The organism is Reyranella sp. GW821-FHT12G01 (genome assembly GCF_058806575.1).
This window is the reverse complement of the sequence record NZ_JBXAPV010000001.1, coordinates 1,260,213-1,282,152: the sequence shown is the minus strand read 5'-3', so window position 1 is coordinate 1,282,152 and position 21,940 is coordinate 1,260,213. Positions and strand designations below refer to the sequence as shown.

24 protein-coding genes and 1 tRNA gene are annotated in these 21,940 nt (G+C 66.1%); 13 read left to right on the top strand and 12 right to left on the bottom strand.

Annotated elements, in window-relative coordinates:
• Positions 1–21: 21 nt before the first annotated feature.
• The 5 genes from AC1RP5_RS06315 (at position 22) to AC1RP5_RS06295 (ending at position 5,081) form a co-directional block, all read left to right on the top strand.
• Complete coding sequence (locus tag AC1RP5_RS06315; RefSeq protein ID WP_493109761.1) at positions 22–855, top strand: Crp/Fnr family transcriptional regulator; 834 nt, start codon at positions 22–24, stop codon at positions 853–855.
• 108 nt (positions 856–963) lie between these two features.
• Complete coding sequence (locus AC1RP5_RS06310; RefSeq protein ID WP_493109760.1) at positions 964–2,868, top strand: adenylate/guanylate cyclase domain-containing protein; 1,905 nt, start codon at positions 964–966, stop codon at positions 2,866–2,868.
• A gap of 128 nt (positions 2,869–2,996) precedes the next feature.
• Entirely contained in the window at positions 2,997–3,377 is a 381-nt protein-coding gene (locus tag AC1RP5_RS06305; RefSeq protein WP_493109759.1) for a hypothetical protein, read from the top strand.
• Positions 3,378–3,654: 277 nt separating this feature from the next.
• Positions 3,655–4,695, top strand: coding sequence for an ion transporter (locus AC1RP5_RS06300; protein WP_493109758.1), 1,041 nt, complete (start codon positions 3,655–3,657; stop codon positions 4,693–4,695).
• A 17-nt stretch (positions 4,696–4,712) separates the two neighbouring features.
• Positions 4,713–5,081 (top strand): hypothetical protein, encoded by a 369-nt coding sequence (locus AC1RP5_RS06295; RefSeq protein WP_493109757.1) that lies wholly within the window; start codon positions 4,713–4,715, stop codon positions 5,079–5,081.
• On the opposite strand, the gene AC1RP5_RS06290 is transcribed toward AC1RP5_RS06295, so the two are convergent.
• The 3 genes from AC1RP5_RS06290 to AC1RP5_RS06280 form a co-directional block, all read right to left on the bottom strand.
• On the bottom strand, positions 5,078–5,476 hold the full coding sequence (locus tag AC1RP5_RS06290; RefSeq protein WP_493109756.1) for a DUF6941 family protein: 399 nt from the start codon (positions 5,474–5,476) through the stop codon (positions 5,078–5,080). The genes AC1RP5_RS06295 and AC1RP5_RS06290 overlap by 4 nt on opposite strands.
• A gap of 87 nt (positions 5,477–5,563) precedes the next feature.
• Complete coding sequence (locus AC1RP5_RS06285; RefSeq protein WP_493109755.1) at positions 5,564–6,391, bottom strand: SDR family NAD(P)-dependent oxidoreductase; 828 nt, start codon at positions 6,389–6,391, stop codon at positions 5,564–5,566.
• A gap of 88 nt (positions 6,392–6,479) precedes the next feature.
• Positions 6,480–7,247 carry an HpcH/HpaI aldolase family protein gene (locus AC1RP5_RS06280; protein ID WP_493109754.1) on the bottom strand — a complete coding sequence of 256 codons (768 nt, stop codon included), beginning with the start codon at positions 7,245–7,247 and terminating at the stop codon, positions 6,480–6,482.
• 100 nt (positions 7,248–7,347) lie between these two features.
• Between AC1RP5_RS06280 and AC1RP5_RS06275 the strand changes: the two genes are divergently transcribed.
• Positions 7,348–7,779, top strand: coding sequence for a VOC family protein (locus AC1RP5_RS06275; protein ID WP_493109753.1), 432 nt, complete (start codon positions 7,348–7,350; stop codon positions 7,777–7,779).
• On the opposite strand, the gene AC1RP5_RS06270 is transcribed toward AC1RP5_RS06275, so the two are convergent.
• The 4 genes from AC1RP5_RS06270 to AC1RP5_RS06255 form a co-directional block, all read right to left on the bottom strand.
• Positions 7,766–8,743, bottom strand: coding sequence for a Bug family tripartite tricarboxylate transporter substrate binding protein (locus tag AC1RP5_RS06270; RefSeq protein ID WP_493109752.1), 978 nt, complete (start codon positions 8,741–8,743; stop codon positions 7,766–7,768). The genes AC1RP5_RS06275 and AC1RP5_RS06270 overlap by 14 nt on opposite strands.
• A 144-nt stretch (positions 8,744–8,887) precedes the next feature.
• Entirely contained in the window at positions 8,888–9,250 is a 363-nt protein-coding gene (locus tag AC1RP5_RS06265; RefSeq protein WP_493109751.1) for a DMT family protein, read from the bottom strand.
• 30 nt (positions 9,251–9,280) lie between these two features.
• Positions 9,281–9,763: a hypothetical protein gene (locus AC1RP5_RS06260; RefSeq protein ID WP_493109750.1), complete on the bottom strand. Its 483-nt coding sequence runs from the start codon at positions 9,761–9,763 to the stop codon at positions 9,281–9,283.
• Between the two features lie 73 nt (positions 9,764–9,836).
• The gene (locus AC1RP5_RS06255; protein ID WP_493109749.1) at positions 9,837–10,397 is read right to left on the bottom strand and encodes a hypothetical protein; all 561 of its coding nucleotides are present in this window, start codon (positions 10,395–10,397) and stop codon (positions 9,837–9,839) included.
• A 140-nt stretch (positions 10,398–10,537) separates the two neighbouring features.
• On the opposite strand from AC1RP5_RS06255, the gene AC1RP5_RS06250 reads away from it, so the two are divergent.
• The 3 genes from AC1RP5_RS06250 to AC1RP5_RS06240 are packed head-to-tail and all read left to right on the top strand — an operon-like array spanning position 10,538 to position 13,850.
• Entirely contained in the window at positions 10,538–11,206 is a 669-nt protein-coding gene (locus tag AC1RP5_RS06250) for a response regulator (RefSeq protein WP_493109748.1), read from the top strand.
• A gap of 10 nt (positions 11,207–11,216) precedes the next feature.
• Positions 11,217–12,587, top strand: coding sequence for a sensor histidine kinase (locus AC1RP5_RS06245; RefSeq protein ID WP_493109747.1), 1,371 nt, complete (start codon positions 11,217–11,219; stop codon positions 12,585–12,587).
• Positions 12,588–12,605: 18 nt separating this feature from the next.
• Positions 12,606–13,850, top strand: a complete 1,245-nt coding sequence (locus AC1RP5_RS06240) for an MFS transporter (RefSeq protein WP_493109746.1) — start codon at positions 12,606–12,608, stop codon at positions 13,848–13,850.
• A 10-nt stretch (positions 13,851–13,860) separates the two neighbouring features.
• On the opposite strand, the gene AC1RP5_RS06235 is transcribed toward AC1RP5_RS06240, so the two are convergent.
• Both AC1RP5_RS06235 and AC1RP5_RS06230 read right to left on the bottom strand, forming a co-directional pair.
• Positions 13,861–14,850 (bottom strand): Bug family tripartite tricarboxylate transporter substrate binding protein, encoded by a 990-nt coding sequence (locus AC1RP5_RS06235; RefSeq protein ID WP_493109744.1) that lies wholly within the window; start codon positions 14,848–14,850, stop codon positions 13,861–13,863.
• A 124-nt stretch (positions 14,851–14,974) separates the two neighbouring features.
• A complete protein-coding gene (locus tag AC1RP5_RS06230; protein WP_493109743.1) occupies positions 14,975–15,574 on the bottom strand; it encodes a DUF3592 domain-containing protein in 600 nt (199 codons plus the stop codon).
• A 108-nt stretch (positions 15,575–15,682) separates the two neighbouring features.
• Between AC1RP5_RS06230 and AC1RP5_RS06225 the strand changes: the two genes are divergently transcribed.
• A complete protein-coding gene (locus AC1RP5_RS06225; RefSeq protein WP_493109742.1) occupies positions 15,683–15,970 on the top strand; it encodes a putative quinol monooxygenase in 288 nt (95 codons plus the stop codon).
• Between the two features lie 108 nt (positions 15,971–16,078).
• On the opposite strand, the gene AC1RP5_RS06220 is transcribed toward AC1RP5_RS06225, so the two are convergent.
• The 3 genes from AC1RP5_RS06220 to AC1RP5_RS06210 form a co-directional block, all read right to left on the bottom strand.
• Positions 16,079–16,975 (bottom strand): HAD family hydrolase, encoded by an 897-nt coding sequence (locus tag AC1RP5_RS06220; protein ID WP_493109741.1) that lies wholly within the window; start codon positions 16,973–16,975, stop codon positions 16,079–16,081.
• A complete protein-coding gene (locus AC1RP5_RS06215) occupies positions 16,963–18,633 on the bottom strand; it encodes an anti-phage phosphoesterase (protein ID WP_493109740.1) in 1,671 nt (556 codons plus the stop codon). Before AC1RP5_RS06215 ends, AC1RP5_RS06220 begins: the two co-directional genes overlap by 13 nt.
• Before the next feature lie 201 nt (positions 18,634–18,834).
• Positions 18,835–18,910, bottom strand: a tRNA-Thr gene (locus AC1RP5_RS06210).
• Positions 18,911–19,032: 122 nt separating this feature from the next.
• On the opposite strand from AC1RP5_RS06210, the gene AC1RP5_RS06205 reads away from it, so the two are divergent.
• The 3 genes from AC1RP5_RS06205 to AC1RP5_RS06195 all read left to right on the top strand — a co-directional run bounded on the left by AC1RP5_RS06205 (position 19,033) and on the right by AC1RP5_RS06195 (position 21,895).
• On the top strand, positions 19,033–20,496 hold the full coding sequence (locus tag AC1RP5_RS06205) for an L-lactate permease (RefSeq protein WP_493109739.1): 1,464 nt from the start codon (positions 19,033–19,035) through the stop codon (positions 20,494–20,496).
• A gap of 51 nt (positions 20,497–20,547) precedes the next feature.
• Entirely contained in the window at positions 20,548–20,922 is a 375-nt protein-coding gene (locus AC1RP5_RS06200; RefSeq protein WP_493109738.1) for a hypothetical protein, read from the top strand.
• A 61-nt stretch (positions 20,923–20,983) separates the two neighbouring features.
• Positions 20,984–21,895 carry a trypsin-like peptidase domain-containing protein gene (locus AC1RP5_RS06195; RefSeq protein WP_493109737.1) on the top strand — a complete coding sequence of 304 codons (912 nt, stop codon included), beginning with the start codon at positions 20,984–20,986 and terminating at the stop codon, positions 21,893–21,895.
• Positions 21,896–21,940: the final 45 nt, after the last annotated feature.

The following is a 21,940-nucleotide window of genomic DNA, read 5'->3' as shown; positions in this document are numbered from 1 at the left end:
GCGATCGGGTGTGGGGTCACCATGACAGTCGATCTGCTGCGGCGCCCTGAAGGCGAAGGCCAGCCACTGGACGCAACCGGCGATTCGTGCGGACATCGCACAGAGGGTGCGCCGCGCCGCGAGGCACGCGCCCGCGACATCGTCCCGCTCATGACCCCGCAAGACCTGTTCCGCCTGCATCCGTTCCTCGGCGCCCTCACGGAGAGCGAAAGCCGCGAGTTGCTGGCGCACGCGGTGCGCCGCCGCGTCTCGGCCGGGCACGTCATCTTCCGCAAGGACGATCCCGGCGACGGGCTGTACGGCGTGCTGGGCGGGCGCATCGTCGTCACCGTCGAATCGGCGGCGGGCAAGGAACTGATCCTCAACATGTTCGGGCCGGGAGAGTTCTTCGGCGAGATCGCCCTGCTCGACGGTCACGGACGCACCGCCACTGCAATTGCACGCGAAGCGTCGGAGCTGCTGTTCCTCAGCCGCGCGGTGTTCCAGCCCTTCCTGATCCAGCGGCCCGACGCGACCTTGCGCATCATCGGCCTGCTGTGCAGCCGCCTGCGCCGCACCACCGACCTCGTCGAGGATTCGGCGTTCCTGGGCGTGGCGACGCGGCTGGCCAAGCAGCTCGTGGTGCTGATGGACCGCTACGGCCGGCCGGAGGTCGCCAAGGCGGGCGGCGCCGACGCGACCGCCCCCACCCTGCACATCTCGCAGGAGGAGCTGGCGCGGACGCTCGGCGTCAGCCGCGAGATCGTGAGCCGCCAGCTCGCGATCTGGCGGGAGGCCGGCATCGTGGAGCTCGGCCGCAGCCGCCTCACCGTCCTCGACACGCAGGCGCTGTACGGGATCATCGACGGCGGCTGAGACGCGGGAGGATCGACCTTTGAGCGAGCCGGTGCGTTTCCCGGGCCTTCCTTGCCCCGCCCCTGCCCGCCTCCTAGAGTCGGTGCACGGCAAGGGGCGGATGGTTCCGTGAATCGACAGCGCCGCCGGCTGGCGGCAATCCTCTTCGCAGACGTCGTCGGATCCTCGCGGCTGATCGCCCGCGATGAGAGCGGCACCGTCGCGCGCCTGCTGGAGCATCTCACCCGCCGGCTCGCGCCGTTCGCCGCGCGCCACGACGGCCGCGTGGTGCGGCTGACCGGCGACGGCGGCCTGGTCGAGTTCGCGAGCGCCGTCGACGCGGTGGCCGCCGCCATCGAGTTCCAGCAGGCCATGGCCGAGGCCAATCGCAACCAGCCGGCCGACGACGCCATCTGGTTCCGGCTCGGCATCCACATCGGCGACGTCATCATCGAGCACAACGACCTCTACGGCGACGACGTGAACGTGGCCGCGCGCCTGCAGGAGCAGGCCCCGCCCGGTGGCATCGTCGTGTCGCGCAATGTCTGGGAAGCGGTGGCGGGCCGTCAGAAGGCCGCCTTCGAGGACATGGGCGACGTCGCGCTGAAGAACATCGACCGGCCGATCCAGGCGTTCCTCGTGCGCTGGCATCCCGCGGACTGGCCGTCGGTGCCGGGCATCGCGCCGGCCTATGTCTGGCCCGCGGCGGCGCCGTCGCCGTGGATGCGGCTTGGCGTCTGGGCCGTGGCCGCGGTCGGCTGCATCGCGCTGGCGGGCGTCGCCTATGTCACGCTCGCGCCACGCCCGCCGCCGACGCTTGCCGACCTGCAGGCGCTGAAGGTCGAGGACCTGGAGCGGTTGCTGGTCGAGCGGCGCGCGGCCGATGCGGCGGCGGCCGAGAAGAAGCGGCTGGAGGAAGAAGCCGAGCGCAAGGCCGAGGCCGATGCCGAGGCGCTGCGACAGGCCGTGGCCGATCTCGAGAAGGCGCGGCTCGAACGGCAGAAGGCGGAAGCCGACCTGGCAGAGATGCGGCAGAGGATCGAGGGCAGCCGGCGCGACGGCACGAGCGCCAACCAGCACCAGCTCACCGACCAGCTCAGCAACACGGCGGCGCAGCGCGCGGCCGAGGACGAGGCCCATCGCCTCGCCGAGGTCGAGATGGCGTCGCTGCGCCAGGCCGAGCAGGAGGCGCTGCGCAAGGCCGTGATCGAGGCCGAGAACAAGCGCCTAGCCGACGAGGCGCTGGCGCAGGCCCAGGCGGCGCGACAGAAGGCCGACGAGGAAGCCGCGGCGCGGCGGCGGGCCGAGGACAAGCTCGAGGCCACGGCCAAGCAGAAGGCCGAGGCCGAGGCCGCCATCGCCGCCGCCAACAAGCTGAAGAGCGACGCCGAGAACGCCGAGGCCGCGCTGCATCTGGCGCTGGCCGATCGCCAGCACCTGCAGGTGGCGCTGACGTCGCTGGGCTTCGACACGCGCGGCACCGACGGGCGGCTCGGTCCCCGGTCGCGCGACATGATCGCGGGCTGGCAGAAGAAGATCGGTGCGCCGTCGACCGGGTTCCTGACGGCCGCGCAACGCACGCAGCTGTTGACCATCGCCGCGCCCGCCATCGCGCAATGGGACGACGAGCGGCACAAGGCCGACGAGACGCGCGCCGTCGTGCCCGCGCCACCCGCGACGCCACCGCCCTCGCCGACCAACAGCTTCGACGGCGCCTATGTCGGCGGCCGGCGCGGCACGCAGCAATCGCTGACCGCGCATGTGCTGATCACCAGCGGCAGCGGTTCGGGCACGATCGACGTGGCGGGCTGCAACCCCAGCCGCTTCTCGATGACGATTTCGCTCGCGGGCGACGTCGGCGGCCGGGGCGACCTCAACTGTCCGGTGCCGATCCGCGGCAACGGCAATGCGGTCGGGCCCTTCACGATTTCCGGACATGCCGTCGGCCGCTCGATCCGCTTCTCCGTGAACACCGATCGCGGCGAGTTCGACATGATGATCGAGCGTTCGACCTCGACCGCCAACGCGCCGTAAAGGCCCGCTTCCCCACGGCGAAGATTCTTCGCGGCTCTGTAACCTGGTTCACAGAGCGCCCCCGGACTCCCCGATAGCGTGCAGCTGCTTCGATCTATTTCAGCTGCACAAGAATGGGAGACTGGATCATGCGTATTCTTGCTATGGGAACTGTTGCGGCCCTGTCCGTGCTGTCGGCTTCCGCGATCTGGATGACTTCGGCGACGGCGCAGCAGGCGACGCCGGGCTGCGGCGTCTCCACCTGGTCGACGGCCGAGCAGCGCAACGTCGTGTTGCCCTGCGCGGCAGGCGGCGCCAGCTCGAGCACGGCGACCGATGCCGCCGGCACCAAGTGCGGCGTCTCGACCTGGTCGACGGCCGAGCAGCGCAACGTCGTGATGCCCTGCGGCGCGGGTGTGGGCAGCACGACCACCCAGTCCAGCACCGCGGGCGGCGCCAAGCCGACTTGCGGCGTCTCGACCTGGTCGACGGCCGAACAGCGCAACGTCGTGATGCCCTGCACGCAGTAAGCGGCAGCGCACCTCTCTCTTCTCATCGATCTGGCGGCCCCTTCGGGGGCCGCTTTTTTGTGGGTCGCGCCTGAACGCATCACACGCAATGACGACGCAGCGTCTGTGATTCTCAACGCATCGACCTCGTAAGCGTGCGGTAAGCCACCGCCCTCAAAGTCCACCGGCAGATCGTCTAGTGATTTGTCTATCGGCTGGAGTGGACGCATTGAACCTGCGGCAGCGGACCTTTCAACTGCTGGACGGAAGCGGTCCCAGGACGCGAGCCGTCCTCTGCGTGCGTTACGGTCTCTTCGCGCTGATCCTGCTCAACGTGGCGACGTCGGTGCTCAGCACCGTCGAGGAGATGGACCTCGTCTACGGCAGGATCTTCGACGCGATCGAAAGCGTCTCGCTGTTCATCTTCGCGGCAGAGTATGGGCTCCGCGTCTGGGTCGCGCCGGAAGGATCGTTCCGCAGCGGCGAGACGGCGTGGAAGGCGCGGCTGCGCTGGATCGTGAGCGTCGAGGGGTTGATCGACCTTCTGGCGGTCGCGCCTTTCATCCTGGGCCAGCTCACCGACGTCGACCTGCGCGTGATCGTGTTGGTGCGGCTGCTGCGCTTCTTCAAGTTCGCGCGCTACTCGCCCGGCTTCCATTCGCTGGTCGAGGCGGTGCGCGCCGAACGTCATGCGCTGATGGCCTGCATCCTGATCCTGGCGTCGGTGGTGCTGATCTCCGCCGGCTTCCTCTACGTGCTGGAGCACAAGGCGCAGCCCGACAAGTTCGGCTCGATTCCCGATTCGATGTGGTGGGCGGTCGCGACCGTCACCACCGTGGGCTACGGCGACGTCGTTCCGATGACCCCGTGGGGCCGCATCATCGGCGCGCTCACCATGGTGGTCGGGTTGCTGATGCTGGCGCTGCCGGCCGGCATCGTCGCCACCGCCTTCGCCAACATCATCGCGCGGCAGAACTTCGTCGTGACCGGCGGACTCATTGCCCGCATGCCGATCTTCGCCGGCATCGACGCCGCCGCCATCATCAACATCCTGCCGTCGGTCGGCACGCGGACCTACGGCCCGGACGAATACATCGTGCGGCGCGGCGAGACCGTGGGATCGCTGTTCCTGATCGCCGAGGGCAAGGTCGACGTCGAGCGCGGACGCAACCGCCAGCGCCTGGGACCGGGCGATGCGTTCGGCGGCCGGACGGCGGTCGCGAAGAAATCGGCCCGCACCGAGACCATGGTGAAGCTGCTGATCCTGGCGCCGCTCGAGGTGAAATGGCTGCTCGAGACGTTTCCCAAGATATCGACGCAGATCACCGAGCTTCTTTAGGGAATGGTGGACGCTGAATGACCGACGACACGCAGGACGCACAGGCCGCCAACCTCGTCAGGGAAATGCGCGTGGCCTTCGCGCGCAGCGACTGGAACGGGACAGTCGCTCTCTACGAACGCGCGACGGCGCTGAAGATGCCACGCGACCTGGTGCTGGAGGCGACCTGCCTCGCCGTCCGGACGCTCGTGGCCGTACAGCAACGCCCCGCCGCGCGGGCGCTGCTGAGGAAGGTGAGTTCGAGCGCCTACCGCAAGGCGGTGCACTACGAGTTCCTGGCACGCGCCCATCTCGACCTGAAGCAGTACGGCGACGCCGCCGCCGCGTGCGGGCGCGCCGAAGAGCTGCGGCGCGCCGAGGCCGGGGAGCCGCCGCCGAAGCCTTAAGCGGCTGAGCCCGCGCCCGCCGTCTTTTCCACGAACACGCTCCACGGCGAGCCGAGCGGGTCGCCCGCCTCGGTCGAGAACGCGAAGGACAGGACGCCCGGTCCCGGAATGCCGAGGCCGTTCATCGCCGTCAGCACGCGGCTGCGCTGCTTGCCCTTGAACGAGAAGTTCACCGGCGAATCGAACAGCGCCTTGCCGTCGAGATCGACCTTCAGCCGCACCGACTGATCGTCGGCTTCGCTCGGGTCCTTGACGAACAGGCCGACGAGCGTGAGCGACATGGCGGTCGGGAACGACGCCGCCTGGACCTGCTCCAGGAGGTGGAAAAGGCTCAGCCGGCCGGTCTGGCTATCCACGGCACTCGACTGCGCACACGTCATGAATATGAGATTCATTTCCCACCCCAAGTTCCCAAATCGCGGTTCAGCGCCTTCCTAGTAGCGCAACCGCGGGCCGAAGACGATAGCGGGCTAGGCCAGCCCCTAGGCCAGTCCCAGTCCCATGCCGCCGTCGACGCGCAGGATCTCGCCGGTGACGAACTGCGCCTCGTCGGACGCGAGGAACAGCGCGGCATAGGCCGTGTCGAAGCCGGTGCCCATCTTGCGCCGCAGCGGCACCATGGCGTCGCGCTCGGCGCGAACAGCGTCGGTGGTGCGGCCGGTCGCTTGGGCGATGCCGGTGACCGCCATCGGCGTGTCCATGAAGCCCATCATGATCGCGTTGGCCCGCACGCCGTAGCGGGCGTTCGACTGCGCGACATGGGTGGTCAGGCGATTGACGGCCGCCTTGGAGACTTCGTAGGCGAGCTGCGTGGCGCCGCTCATCGCCGCCAGCGAGGAGATGTTGACGATCGAGCCGCCGCCCTGCTCGCGCATCATCGGAAGTGCCGCCTTGGTGGTCTTCCACATGCCCTTCAGGTTCACGTCGAGGATGCGGTCGAAGACCTGTTCCTCGAGCCGATGCGCCGGCGCGTCGCCGCTGCCGCCGATGCCGACATTGTTGATGAGGATGTCGATCCGGCCGTAGCGGCTCTTCGCCTCCTCGACGATGCGCGCGCAGTCGGCCGCGTCGGTGATGTCGGCCGCCATCGCCGACAGGACCGGCGCTGCGCCGCTGTCGAGCACGAGCTTGTCGGCGGCGATCTCCGTCACCGTCTTCTGGGCGCGCTCGCCCACGCGGTCGACGCACAGCACGGTCGCGCCCTCGCGCGCCAGCAAGAGGGCGATGGCCGCGCCATTGCCGATCGTTTCACCCGGCGTCTGTCCCGCGCCCACGACGACCGCAATCTTACCCGCAACGCGCTTGCCCATGTCATGTCCCTCGAAAATCGGAATACGCACTCATACAAAAGCAAATCCGGGCGTTGCCGCCCGGATTCACCGTTCATAAGGCCGAAGCTCAGGCCGTCTTCTTCTTGAGGATCTCGAGCTCGCTCTTGGCGCCCGCGATCATGCAGGACAGGTCGGAGGTCACCATCACCATGTCGAAGCCGCGCTTGATCGCGCCGGCCGCGAACTCGGCGGTGGCGCAGTGCATGACGCACTTGATGCCGGCCTTGTGTGCGGCCGCCAGGATCTTGTCGCAGGTCGCGATGTGCAGCGGATCGGGATTGTCGCCGCGCGGCGGGAGGCCGAGCGCAAACGACAGATCGGCCGGTCCGATATAGACCGCGTCGAGGCCCGGGGTGGCGCAGATCGCGTCGAGGTTGGCGATGCCTTCCTTGGTCTCGATCATCGCCATCACGACGATCTCGTCATTGGCCTTGGCGACATAGTCCGGGCCGCCATAGTGCACGGCGCGGACCGGGCCGGAGGAGCGCATACCGACCGGCGGATAACGGCAGGCGGCGACCGCCTTGGCCGCTTCCTCGGCATTGTTCACCAGCGGCACGATGATGCCGTAGGCGCCCAGGTCGAGCGCCTTCATGATGGCGGCCGGCTCGTTCCAGGCGACGCGCACGACCGGCACGGTCTCGGTCTGGGAGATGGCCTGCAGCATCGGCGCCACGTCCTTCATCTCCGACAGGCCGTGCTGCAGGTCGACGCACAGCGCGTCGAAGCCCAGCCGCGCCATCACCTCGGCGGTGAAGGTGTGGGACACCGAAAGCCAGCCCAGCGACACCCACTGTCCCGCCTTCCACTTCTGCTTGATCTTGTTCTGCCGCATGGTCGTTCTCCCGACGTTCTATGATGTCCCGAAAACCGGATTCGGCCCCATCCTGGGATCGGGCACGGCGACATGTCAGACAACTACGAGGGTAAGATCAATGCTCGACCATGTATTTGTTTCGGTCAGCGACGTTCGCCGTTCGATCGCCTTCTATGAACGGGCCCTGGCGCCGCTCGGGATCGCCCACGTCCACGATTATGACGGAAGGAACGGGCCGCCGGGCCATCCCGACCTGAAGGGTTTCGGCCGCGACAATCGCATCTTCTTCTGGCTGAGGCCCGGCGCCGCGGACGCCCGCGCGACCCATGTCGGCTTCGTGGCCCGCAGCCAGGCGGAGGTCGACGCCTTCCACGCCGCGGCCCTGGCGGCCGGCGCCACCGACAACGGCGCGCCCGGCCCGCGGCTTCACTACGATCCGCGCTACTACGCGGCCAATGTCCTGGACCCCGACGGCTACAGTCTCGAAGCCGTCTACAAGTCCTGGCAGCATCCGCCCGTGGGCCTTCCCGGGGGCCCTATTCCGGCTTGATGCCTGCGGCCTTGATGACCCTCGCCCACTTCTCCGTGGCATCGGTGAGGATCTTGCCGAACTCCGCGGGCGTGCCGCCCAGCACCGTGCCGCCCAGCTCGACGATCCGGCCCTTTATCTTGGGATCGGCGAGGCCGAGGTTGATCTCCTTGTTCAGCAGCTCGACGATTCCGGCCGGGGTGCCCTTGGGCACGCCGATGCCGGCGAAGCCGCTGGCCTCGTAGCCCGGCACGAAGTCGGCGATCGGCGGAATGTCCGGCAGCACGTCGAGACGTGCCGTGGTCGTGACCGCGAGCGCCCGCAGCTTGCCGGCCTGGACCTGCTGGATCGATTCCGACAGGGGCGCGAAGACCACCTGCACGTGACCGGCGATCAGGTCGGCGATCGCCGGCGCGCCGCCCTTGTAGGGAACGTGGACCAGGTTCACGCCGGTCATCATCTTGAAGAGCTCGGCGGCGATGTTCTGCGGCGTGCCCTGCCCCGCCGAACCATAATTTATCTTGCCCGGGTTGGCTTTGGCGTAGGCGATGAACTCCGGCAGCGTCTTCACCGGGACCGTCTGGTTCACCACAACGACATAGGCGAGGCGCGCGGCACAGACGACCGGCGCGATGTCGCGAATGAAGTCGAAGGGAAGGTTCGAGTAGAGCGCCGCGTTGATCGCGTGCGGCGTCACGACCTGCAGCAGGGTGTAGCCGTCGGGCGCGGCCTTGGCGACGGTCTCGGTGCCGATGTTGCCGCTGGCGCCGGGTTTGTTCTCGACGATGAACTGCTGGCCGAGACGCTCGGTCAACCATTCGGCCACGAGGCGTCCCTGGATGTCGGTCGCGCCGCCGGCGGGAAAGCCGACGACGATGCGGGCGGGTCTCGATGGATAAGCTTGGGCGTGAGCGACGCGGGAAACCATGGGCAACGCAGCAGAACCCACGGCCAGTTGCACGAACGTGCGACGGCGAAACGTCATGATGCTTCCTCCACAGGCTGCACCATCTCGTGGACTTGCTATCCATCCGGGCCAGCTGCGGGGACAGGCTACACCCGTCTTGCGAGCGGGCGGAAGAGGCCCACGACACTCTTTCCACCGCCGGCAGCGCGTTACGATCTCATTTCACCAGGACGGGAGCGGTCCCTTGAAGATGAAGAAGGCGCCGCCACAGATCAGGGCGAAGCCCACGAGATGGTTAGAGGTGAAGCGTTCGCCGAGATAGAGCACCGAGAAGGCGGCGAACACGACCAGCGTGATCACCTCCTGCATGGTCTTGAGTTCGGCGGCCGAATAGATCTCGTGGCCGTACCGGTTGGCCGGGACGGCGAAGCAGTATTCGACGAAGGCGATGCCCCAGCTTGCCACCACCACCAGCCACAGCGGCTTGTCGGTGAACTTCAGGTGCCCGTACCAGGCGAACGTCATGAAGACGTTGGAGACCAGCAGCAGGGCGATGGGCGTGAGGGTGGCCGGCAAGAGGGACATCGTTCTCTCGTGTGAAACGGACGGGACGGCTCAGTGTGCGAGCTTCTCCCACTTCGGATCGTCGCGTTCCGTGGGCTTGGTCTTGCGGATGTGGCCGTCCAGCTCGATGTGCAGTTCCGTGAAGCGCCCGTTGCGCTTGCCCAGAACCTCGAAGTGCTTGGGCTTGCGGCGCGGCTTCGCGAACGGCTCGTAGCCGGCGTCGCGCGCCGCCTTCAGAACCACTTCCGGATCGGCCGGGCCATGATGATGCTCATGGTGATGATGGTCGTGATGATGCGGCTTCCTGTGCTCGATCTTCACCGTGCGGCCGTCGAGCGTCAGGCTCGATACTTTCAGCTCGGACGGCTTCGCCTCGCCTTCCAGCGAGACAGTGTCGCCGACGCGCAGCACCACATGGTCGAGCCCGTGCGGCGTGACGTCGGCCAGGATGGCCCCGGCCCTGGTCTGGACGACGAACCGGTGGGCGAAGACATGCAGGATCTTGCCGGAAACGCGGACATGATCGTGGGGCATTGCGAACTCCAGTGACAAAGCGAGAGAGGAAAGACGGCCTGAACGGGGTCGCCGTTCAGGCCGACCCGTGAACTCAGCGCGGCGCGGGCGGCGGCGGCGGGCGGCGACCCGGACCGCGATCGGCTTCGCGGCCGGGAGGCGGCGGAGGCGCCATCGGGCCGAATGCGTCGCTGCGGCCGTCGGCCCGCGACAGCACCTGGGCCGCCACGAAGCCGCGATCGAAGCGGCCCTGCACCGAGACCTGCTCGCCCTTGGTCACGATGACCGCGTCGTCGCCGCGCGGACCGAGATCGACGAGCATGCGGCCGCTGTCATCCTGCAGGATGAACTTGTTGCCGTAGATCTCCGCGACGCTGCCCTTCACGGCGACCACATCGGAGGGCTGCAGCTTGGCGATCGGCATCGGCGTGATGAGCATTACCGCTTGCGGAGCGGCGGCGACGGGCGCGACGCCGGGTCGCGCGGGCGGCGGCGGCGGGACGGCACCAGCTGCCGGCGGCGCGGGTGGGGTCGGTGGGGTCTGAGCGACGGCGATGCCGCCGAGACCGGCGATCAGCAGCACGCTTGCGGTGACCGCGAGGACCTTGCCGTGACGCTGCTTCGATGAGGTCGGAACGATTGAGTTTGTTGCCATGATCGCCTCCTGTAAGTGTTGCGATGACGCCAACATAGGGTTCGCCCCCAAATGCACGCTGAACCTGGCAGTTCAGGCTGCGTTCAGCTTGGGTCCGCTACTTCAGCAGGCATGAGGCGTGCCCGGGAGATGGGAGAGTCATGAAGGTGCTGCTCGTCGAAGACGACGGTCCGCTCGCCGAGCAGATCGCGCGCGCCTTGCGCGACGAGAACTTCGTGGTCGACATCGCCGCCGACGGCGTGGATGGCCAGCACATGGGCGAGACCGAAGCCTATGACGTAGCCGTGCTCGATCTCGGCCTGCCCCGGGTGCCGGGCGCCGCCGTCCTGCGGGCCTGGCGCAAGGCCGGGCGCCAGTTGCCGGTGCTGATCCTGACGGCGCGCGACGGGTGGACCGACAAGGTCGACGGCTTCAAGGCCGGCGCCGACGACTATCTCACCAAGCCGTTCCGGGTCGAGGAGCTGATCATGCGGTTGCGCGCGCTGGTGCGGCGCTCGACGGGACACGCGACGCCAAAGATCGTGTGCGGCTCGGTCTCGTTCGACGCGCAGACCGGCGTGTTCGAGCTGGACGGCCTGCCGCTCAAGCTGACCGCGCTGGAATGGCGCGTGCTCGAATGCCTGATCCTGCGCAAGGAAGTGGTGATCGAACGCGGCGACCTCACGGAGAAAGTCTACCAGGGCGATGTCGGCACCGATTCCAATTCGCTCGAAGTCATCGTCGCCCGCCTGCGGCGCAAGATCGGCCGCGACGCGATCGAAACGGTGCGCGGCCGCGGCTATCGGCTGACGGCAGCCCCCGCATCATGAGAGCCGCGCCATGAGAGCTGACGCTTCGCTGGGACGGCGATTGCTGCTGGGCGCTTCGGTGTTCATCGCCGTGGCGCTGGTGATTGCCGCGATCGTCATCGGCTTCGTGCTGCATCGCTTCGTGCAGGGCCAGATCGACCAGCGCCTCGACACCCAGGTCAATTTCCTGGCCTCGATGCTGCGCACCAATGCAGCCGGCGACCTCTCGCTGGCGGGAAGTGCCGACGGACCGCCGTTCGACCGGCCGGCGCGGGGTTGGTACTGGCAAGTCAGCGGCCCGCGCAACGTGCTGCGTTCGCGCGCGCTCGGCGACGGCACGCTCGATGTCTCGGCGCTGTCCCTGCCACCGCCGCCGCCCCTGCCGCCGCATCGCACCAGTCCGCCGCCGCGTCCGGGCGACGGGCCGGGACCGAACGGCCAGGCGCTGCATTACCGGATCCAGCATCTCGTCCTCGACGGCGCGAGCGTCGAGATCGTGGCGACGGCGCCGCGCGACGCGGTGATGGGCCCCCTGCGCGAGGCCATGACGACGCTCGGCCTGTCGTTGCTGGTGCTGGGCGTAGCGCTGGTGCTGGCGATCGTCTTGCAGGTGCGATTGGGGCTGCGGCCGCTCGACCGGCTGCGCAACGCAATTGCCGATGTGCGGGCCGGCCGGCAGCAGAAAGTGCCCGAGGAGCAGCCCGCGGAGATCCGCCCTGTCGTTTCCGAACTCAACGCGCTCCTGACGCAGAACGCCGCCAATCTCGAACGCGCCCGTGCGCACGTCGCCAACCTCGCCCATGGCCTGAAGACGCCGCTGGCGACTCTGAGCCTGGCTTTGTCCACCAAGAGCGATGGCAATCGAACTCTCACCGGTCTCGTCGACGTCATGGAGCGTCACATCCGTCATCATCTCGGCCGTGCGCGCGCTGCGGCATTGGCCGGGCCGACGCGGTCGCAGACCCTGGTTGCCCCCGCCATCGGCGATCTCGGCGCGGTCCTCACGAAGGTCTATGCCGAACGCGTCATCGCCTTCGCAGCCGACATGCCGGCCCGGCTGGCCGTGGCCTGCGAACCGCAGGACTTCGACGAGATTGCCGGCAACCTTTTGGACAACGCCTTCAAGTGGTCGCGGCGGTCGGTGACGGTTCGCGCCGTCGTCGAAGATCGCAATGTTCTGCTGCAGATCGACGACGACGGGCCCGGCCTGTCGGCCGAACAGGTTCCCCAGCTGTTGAGGCCCGGACAGCGCCTCGACGAGAGCGCGCCGGGCTTCGGCTTCGGCCTCTCGATCACACGCGAGCTCGTCGAGCTGTACGGCGGCAGCCTTGCCTTCGCCACGGCGCCCGAAGGCGGCCTGCGCGTGACCGTGCAGCTGCCGTTGGCGCAGCAGCCTTCCTAGGGGAAAGGGAAGCCGATCATGACGACGGCTCTGGAGCCCCGCATCCACCATCCGCTGGAGGCGCTCAACCTCTTCATGGCCGACATGCAGGCCGGCGTCGGTCCGTTCCTGGGCGTGTTCCTGCTGGCGCATGGCTGGCAGAGCGGCTGGATCGGCACGGTCATGACGATCGGCGGGATCGCCGGCATGGTGATGACCGCGCCGGCCGGGGCGCTGGTCGACAGCACGACGCACAAGCGCGCCTTCGTCGTCGTCCCCGGCATCTGCGTGATCCTGGCCTCCGGCATCATCCTGCTCTCGCAGGAGTTCTGGCTGGTCGCGCTGTCACAGGTCGCCACCGCCATCGCGGGCGCGGCGATCGGCCCGGCGGTGACCGGCATGACGCTGGGCCTCGTGAGGCAGGCCGGCTTCAATCGACAGAACGGCCGCAACCAGGCCTTCAACCACGCCGGCAACGTGATCGGCGCCGGGCTCTCCGGCCTGCTGGGGTGGATGTACGGCTTCACCGCGGTCTTCCTGCTGGCCGCCGCGTTCGGCGTGCTTTCGATCATTTCCGTGATGATGATTCCGCGCGACCGGATCGACCATCGCGCGGCCCGCGGCCTGGAAGAAGACATCGACCATGATGGCCATGGCGAGGGCAAGGCGAGCAGCTTCGGCGTGCTGCTGGAGTGCAAGCCGCTGCTCGTCCTCGCCGCGGCGCTCGCGCTGTTTCATCTCGGCAATGCCGCCATGCTGCCGCTCTACGGCATCGCAGTCGTGGCCGCCAAACAGGTCGATGCCGCGAGCTTCGTGGCCATCACCATCGTCGTGGCCCAGACGGTGATGATCGGCGCCTCGATCGTGGCCATGCGCATGGCCGAACGATCGGGCTACTGGCTGGTGCTGCTGATCTCGTTCGTGGCGCTGCCGGTCCGCGGCCTGATCGCGGCGGGCTTCATCGACGAATGGGGCGTCTACCCGGTGCAGATACTCGACGGCGTCGGCGCCGGGCTGCAGAGCGTGGCGGTTCCCGGTCTCGTGGCCCGCATCCTGAACGGCACGGGTCGCGTGAACGTGGGCCAGGGCGCGGTCATGACCGTCCAAGGCATAGGCGCCGCGCTCAGCCCCGCCCTCGGCGGCTGGATCGCCGAGACGCTGGGCTTCGAGGCCATGTTCCTGATCCTCGGGAGCTTTGCCTTCGGCTCGATCGCACTATGGGTCTTCCATGCGGGGCTTCTCCGTCCCGCCTGTGAAGTTCCGTCGGCCTACGCCAGCGCCTAGGCGCGCCGCGCTACTCCACCCGGATCTTGCCGGCGCGCGCGATGGCGCCGAAGTCGGTGCGTTCCTGGGTGATGAAGGCGAGCGTCTCGGCCGGCGTGGTGATGCGCGGCGACGCGCCCAGCTCGCGGATGCGCGTGGCGATGGCTTCTTCCTGCAGCGCCTGATTGATGGCGCCGTTCAGCTTCTTGATGATGTCGTCGGGCGTGCCCTTGGGCGCCATGAAGGCGTACCAGGCCACCCATTCGCGCGGATCGAGGCCCTGCTCCATCATCGTCGGCACGTTGGGCAGCCGATCCGAACGCTCACGCGAGGTGACGGCGAGCGCGCGCAACTGACCGTTGGCGATGTAGCCCGCACTGGCGCCGAGACTGTCGACCGTGATCGGCACCTCGCCGTTGATCACCGCCATCAGCGACTGCGGCGTGCTGCGGTAGGGCACGGCGGGCATGTCGATCTTGTGGCGGATCTTCGTGTCCTCCGCGACCAGGTGCGGGATGCTGCCCGAGGCCGGCAGGCCATAGCGCCACTGGCCGGGCTCGGCCTTCGCCTTGGCGATGAACTCCGGCATCGACTTGAAGGGCAGCGACGGCGTCACCACCCAGACCAGCGGCGAGGTCACGGCCACCGAGATCGACGCGAGGTCGTCCACGGGATCGAGCGGCATGTTGGGATAGATGCTGCTGCCGATCGAGATGGCGCCGATATGGGCGAACATGAAGGTGTAGCCGTCGGGCGCGCTGCGCTGGACCTCCTGCATGCCTATGATGCCGTTGGCGCCGGGCTTGTTGTCGACGACGACGGGTTGGCCCAGCAGCTCGGCAAGGCGCGGCGCCAGGATGCGGGCATAGACCTCGTAGCCGCCGGCGGCGCTGGGCACGAGGAGCCGCAGCCGCTTGTTGGGGTAATCGCTGGCAGCGCGTCCCTGCGCCCACACGGCGGGCGCGGCCAAGGCAGGTGACGTGGCAAAGAGGCCGAGCGCGGCGCGGCGTGACAGACGCATCGATGTTTCCTCCCAGGCAGGTCATTCGCCTGCGTTCCCAAAAGCGTAGAGGAAGCCGCCGGGGAGGACTATCGCCTTCTTGGCGATGTCACCGCACCGCGAATAGCGGCAACGGCGATGCAGATCAGAGGTGCCTCAACGCCGTGATCAGCGCGACCACGCAGGGGGTCGCGACGGCCGACCAGAATCGCCAGTCGGTTCCGCGTACAAGTTCGTCGGATGTTTCCAGGACGGCCACATCAGGCGAAGACGCGTCGTAGCGGACCGTGACGATGCTGTTCGCCTTGTACTTTTCGGCGAGGCGCAGGATCAGGTCCTTGTCGGCGACGAAGCGCGGCGCAAAGGCCAGGGTCGTCGCGGTATGGGCCTGCCCATCGACGACATAGTCATACTCGATATCCAGCGCCCACAAGGCCGACGCCCAGCCGGTCATCCGCCGCTCCACCGCACTGGTCCGGATGGTCGCGGGAGCGGTCGGCCACGCGCGGGTCGCGGTACTCAGGGCCTCGTTGTACTTGCGATGCGCCACCCGATACGCCGCGAAGGGAAAGCACAGTGTCCCGAGCAGGCCGAACGCGCCGAGCGTCGAGACTTCCCGACCCACCGGTTGGAAATCGTCGAACCCGCCGAGCAACAGGACGCCGAAGAAGATGACGGCGGCCGTCGCGATCGGCGCGATGGGAACGGCAAGCCGCCAGAAATCGACGCGAGGGGAGTCCGTCATGGCGAGAGGGCAAAGACCTTTATGGGACGAAGGCTGGACGGAACGCCGACGATGAGGAGAATGAACGAGGAGACAGGCATCGTCATCACAAGTCCTGGGAGGCGTCTGATGATTGACAGGATCCTCACGCTGCTGGTGAAGCCAGGCATGGAAGAAAAGGCCGAGGACCTGTTGCGGCAACTCGAGCAGGAAACGGCCGAGAACGACCCGGGCTGCCTGCGCTACCAGTGGTACAAGGCCGAACAACCGCGCCTCTACTACCTGCTCCAGCGATGGACCGATCAGAAGGCCATCGATGCGCATCTAGGGGCGGCCCACCTGACGAGGCTTCTACCCCTGATCGCCGAGTGCGCCGCGGAGAAAGCCGTGACGACGAACCTGACGCGGCTGGTCTAGAGCGCAGGCTGTCCCCCGCTGGAAGCGTCGTCAGCCGGACTTCACCTCGGAACTACTGAGCTTCAGCGGGAGTCAACTGATGTGGCACGCTGCAGTCTCAGTCGTTTGCTAGGCTGCACCGTGCCCCAATGGGCCAAAGTCATAAAATCGAATGATTTGGTCAAATGAATCCAACTCAACATCTGGCTTAAGTCCGGCATATTCAGCGCGCAAATCGGCCTCTCTCTTTACGTCGTTCTCGGTCCAATGAGTGACTCGAACAAGCTGCTCCCAAAGAGCTTTTTCGAACAACGTGCCGTATTTTGCCCAAGCGGCGTTAACTCCAGCAAGCTTGGCCATGGCGATATCTTTGGTGATGCTGTCCCCGACATAAAGCGCCTGGCTGGAAGCAATTCGGTAGTCGGCAATGATGTCAGCGATTACATGAGGATCGGGCTTTCGATGATCAGGGGGTAAAGCATGCAAGAAATCTGGCTTTAGTTCTATCGGTCGCAGCTCCTTTCCTTTTGGATGGCCTAAACCAGAACTTGCCGGTGAATATAACCGCCGAATGTCTGACAGAAGGCCCAAAGCGTGTAGTCGAAATACGCTATTCTCAACCACAGCCTCAGTGTACGCGACAATAGTGCAACCGCTTCGCCTCACTTCATCAAGCGTTTCCCTTACCCCAGGGAACAGGCGCAAATGCCTTTGCCTCTCACTGTTGAAGGCGTGAAATGCGGAGTCCAACATCTCAGCACGTTCGGAACGTGTTTTCTCAGGAAATTTCCGAGCAACCGATTTTGTTTCCAAGAGCGCGTACGGGTGTTCAGAATTACCATAACGCTGATGCACCGCTTTCAAATCGGAAAGCAGCTCTTCCACCGCAACTCCGACAATGGGACTAGCGGTTTCAACCATCCGATAGAATGACGGGACAAAGAAGCTTACCCAGTCGTAAAGGGTATTGTCCAAATCGAGGATAAGTAAATGAATTTCTGGTCGAGACGATGTCATATCGACCATTCTGCGAGGGCAATTCTCGAAGTGCTTTTGTCATAAGCTAGCATTCCCACGCATGTCATCATAAGCGTGAATGCGCCGCCGTTCTGCGAACGGAACACTCGCAACTTTAAACCGTCTGCTTCCACGTCGATCAGATTGAAAAAATTCCTGCCTCCTTCTGTATCGACCGATCCCGCGCTACCACCTCCCACGATGGACAAATCACCAAGCCGGAATCGCGGCTGAGTCTCCTCTAAAAGTTCGTAAACTGTCGTCCGCCCGACAAACGAGCGATGCTTGTGACCATGCAACGCTAGCTGGACTCCATTGCGAGCTGCCATCCGTTGGATACGAGGCGCATCGACGGCAAGACCGAACCCCCTGCTATAACCTTCAGCAGGTTCAAGATTCTCCGTTAGAGTCAAATGATGATGGAGAGCAAGCACCTTTATCGACACCGACTTGGCATCTTCGTTCCATCCAAGGCCATTCGCAACGTCTTGAAAAGCCGCTTCTTGAATGCGCCCCATCCCAGCCAAGAAATTTTTTCCTGTTTCCAGAGAGCTCGAATTCAAACCCGCAACTTCCACAACAATGCCTGACGGAAACACATAACGCCGCCCCATCGACAAATGTTTGTTGGGGTCGTGCCCAAAGACAGCAGAATAGAAATTTCGATAATTTTGAGTCGCTTTGTCTGATGCTACATTCACCTCGGCGCCGTCAGTATAATTTCCGACATCATCGGACCAACCAATATCGTGATTGCCCGGCACAATGACGAGGTGCTCGCGGCCGAGGTTCAAGTTTCCCAATATTCTAAAGATTGCGCTGGAAGCTGCGTCAAACTCCTCCTTGGATGCCAAGAAAGTTAGGTCACCCGTGATAATGACGAGCCCAATCTTCTCCTTCTCTCGAATAGCTCGTGTTACCGCTTCTGCCAGCGTGTCTTTGGAACCGTCCTCCCCCTCCAAACGCCAAATGTGCTGTTTCCGAAATTTTCCGGACGCCAAATGAATATCTGTAATGTGCAGAATACTCATCCCTGGTGCGTTGATCGCCTCGTTTGATATAGGATGAGGAGCACCTGGGACGGTCAGAATGATCCGGTCGGCGTTGTCCGTTGACTGCCGAGGGCGAACGATCCAGATCGTCGTATCCATACCCCTAAGTTCATCGGCCTCGATAACAACCTTACTCTTGAAGCGGTCCAAGACATGCTGAGGGTAATTTGGAAGCGAAGGTGACTCTGCAAAAGAATATTTATCGAAGAATGGTTCGGGTGCTCCTTCAATGGCCCTCAACTTCATCCAGGCCATGCTAAACGGGCTCTTGCGATAGTAAGATGGAATGAGGGTCTGCTCTTCTGCCGGGACGCTTGGATGCTCTCCACCTTGCGGGCTTGGTTCCGGCAGAACTACGCCTACTACCTCTGCAATGTTCACTTTGCCCGACCCCGAGTCGAACAGACCAACTTTGACGGGTGTCGTTGGAGACGCCTCTGATTGCAGTGTTTGCCAAATCTCCATGCGGCTTGCCTCAGACGGCCGCTTCCACCATCCCCACCAGCAAACCCCGTCCTTTTCAATAATCTTTCGGTGCTCTTCCAAGGTCTTGGCGACCAAATCGCGATAGCGGAAGAGATATCGGATTTCTGAAGGATCGCCCGTCTTGCTCACGTGTCATCCCCATCTTCTTGTCGCCAGCACGATGGAGGGACCAGTGTGGTCCAATCGCGTTAGGCGATTTCTGCCAGCTATTAGCAACAGAGATGGCTCGAGACGCCCCGAAATTCGAGTGTCGACGCCTTGTCTCGTCCTGCCCAGTGCTTCCTGGAAGGGAAAGCCTGCACGACAGGAACCTACAAGTCATTGAAGAAATGGTGCCCCGAGACGGAATCGAACCGCCGACCCCATCATTACGAATGACGTGCTCTACCAGCTGAGCTATCGGGGCATCGGCGGCGGGTTTAAGGGAAAGGGAGCGCCGACGCAAGGCGGCGTTTTTACCCCTCCCGGAGCCTCGATTCGGCCGAAACCGAAGCATGCGGCCTGCTGGAAGACTGTAAAACGGCCGCCATGACGACGCTCCTCTCGCTCCTGCCGCTCCTCCTCGTCCTGGGCCTGCTGGCCTCGGGCCGCGCCAGCGCCCTGGTGGCGGGCCTGGCCGGCCTCGCCGCGACCCTGGCGGCCTCGGCTGCCCTGGTGATGCAATCGGATGGTCCGGGCGCCGTGGCGATCCTGTTCCGCCGCGAGGTGCCGGCCGGGCTGTGGCTCTCCTGGCACGTCATCGCGATCATCGTGACCGGCGTCTTCTTCCATCGCGCCAATCTCGCGCGCGCCGCCGCGGGCAATGCTGGGAGCGACACCGCAGCGCTCGAGGCCACCCCGCGCCGCCTCTTCTCGGTCTGCTTCCTGCTGGCGCCCTTCGCCGAATCGGTGACCGGCTTCGGCGTCGGCTACATCATCGCCCTCGCGGCGCTGCGGCGGCTGGGCATCGGCGGCCTGCCGGCGCTGCTGCTCGGCCTCTACAGCCAGTCGCTGGTGCCGTGGGGCGCGCTCGCCATCGGCACGACCGTGGGCGCAACCCTGGCCGGCCTCACGCCGACCGAGCTGGGCGTCAGCTCGGCGGTGCTGCAGGTGCCGATCCACGCCCTCTACCTCGGCCTCTACTGGCGCTTCGCGCGCGAGGCCGGCGTGCCCGTGCCGTCGCTGCAGAAGCTCGACGACCTCCTCTGGACGGCGCTGCTGCTGGCGCTGATCTGGACGGCCAACCGCTACAGCGACGTCGAGATTGCCGCCGCCGCGCCCACCGCCTTCCTGCTGGCCGTGCGCTTCTGGCGCGACGAGCGTCCCGACCTTGCCCGCACGCGCGCCACACTGCAGGCCGCCGCGCCCTACGTCGCGCTCACGCTCGTCCTCTGCGCCACGCGGTTGGTGACGCCGCTGCGCGACCTGCTGAAGCCCCTGTGGGCGATGCGCCCGTTCGACAACCAGCCAGCCTTCGCGCCCTTCTACGCGCCGGGCTTCTGGCTGCTGTCGATCGGCATCGCGGTCGTGCTGCTGGCACGCGCGCCGCTCGGCCAGGTCGTGAAGGAAGCAGCGAACGGCGCGTGGCGCGCCTGCGCCGTGACGCTCGCCTTCGTGGTGATGGCCGAATTCTATGTCGGCTCCGGCATGGCGACCTCGATCGCCGAGGCGCTGCGCTCGGTCGCCGGACGCGGCGCGGCGCTCGGCGTGCCGCTGTTCGCCGCGGCCGGCGGCTTCCTCACCGGCAGCGGGGCGGCATCCAGCGCCATGCTGATGCCGATGGAGACCGCGCTCGCCCGCGCCTTGGTCCTCGACCCGGCCTGGATCGCGGCGGTGCAGAACAGCGTCACGGCCAACCTCACCATGCTGTCGCCGATCCGCGTCTCGATGGGCGCGGCGATCCTGGCGCTCTCGACCTCCGACGCGATCCTCTACCGCCGCGCCTGGCCGCTCGCGCTGCCACCGCTGCTGACAGGCTTCGCGGTGATCGTGGTGTTGCTGGTCCGCGGGTAAAGCCTCACGGTTGGCGCGGCGCCTGTTCGCTCGATAAGCTGAACGCCTCAAATGCGTCCGCTTTGGCCCATCGAGCGAAAAGTTCTTGAAATCACGGCGGCGGACTATCCGGCGGCCGCAGAGACACTCCGCCAGCAGATCGAGACCGCGCAGGTCGTCACTTTTGAGAACACAGGCGCCGGTTTCTTTTCCCACCTAACAGTGGCAACCAACGCCGCTGTGCTGGCCGAAAAGTCGCCGCTGAGCGGAGGCTGCGGAGATGTGCTCGGAGTCGAGCATGGCATGGGCTTCCTCGTGTTCCTGAAGGACGGTCGCCTCTCCATGATTGAGGGCTACTCCTACGGCGACACGTCCACCGGCAATCTCGACTTCTCGCGAGCGACATTTGAACTCCGGCCTTGGAGCCAAGCGAACGTAAAGCCGTGATGGCTGGTCCGCGGCTGACCTCACCCCTATGCTGCGCCGGTACCGCAGCGGGGGCCGGTCCATGAGCATCCAGCGACGCCGACTCCTGGCCTGTGCTTCCGCCGGCGTCGCCGCTGCGACGCGGCCCGCCAATGCGGTCATCATCCTCGACAGCACGTGGCGCGAAGAAGGCGGGCGGCGCGGCCATGAGAGCGAGGGTTTCGGCGCGCATATCGCGCTGGCCAACCAGCCGCAGTTCGCGAGCCTCGTCGCGATGGCCCGCAACCGCGGCAGCGACGATCCGGGATGGGGCGCGGCGTCGGGTACCTGGATCGGCAATGTCGAGGGGCGTGGCCGGATTCTGACGGCCGCGCACATCTTCAATCGTGGAGGGCCGGCGCGTTACTACATCTACCGCTCGGCCAGCGGCGCGGTGCATCGCGGCGTCGCCGTCGACTTCCATCCGCTCTACAACTGGAGCAACGACGAACGCACCGGCTACGACTTCGCCATCGTCACCTTGCGCGATGCCGTCACCGACAGCGGCCCGCCGCCCGCGCTCTACGCCAACCCGGTGCGCGAGGGCATGCAGGTCGTGATGATCGGCTATGGCAGCCGCGGCATCGCCTCGGAGGGCCAGCAGCTCAAATTCTACGAGCCGTCCGACAAGGCTGCCGCCTCGAATGTCGTGTCCCGCACCATGGCGCCCGTGCGGCCGGTGCCGAAGGACGGCACGGGCGACGATGCCGGCAACTGGTTCGGCGTGACCCTGCGCCGCGAGAGCGGGGGCGCGTCGCGGCTCGACGGGCTGCTGGGCTCGGGCGACAGCGGCGGCTCGACCTGGGTCCGGACGGCGGGCGGCGGCTGGGCCATCGCCGGCGTCAACTCGAACGGCACCGGCGACGTCTACGGCAAGCGCTCCTATTTCCCGCAGGTGAGCGGCGTCCGCGACTGGCTGAACGACAAGGTGCCCGGCCTGCAGTTCGTGAGCTGAGCGCCCCCCTTCCGCCCCTCTTCACCCCGACTGGCGCGGTCCCAT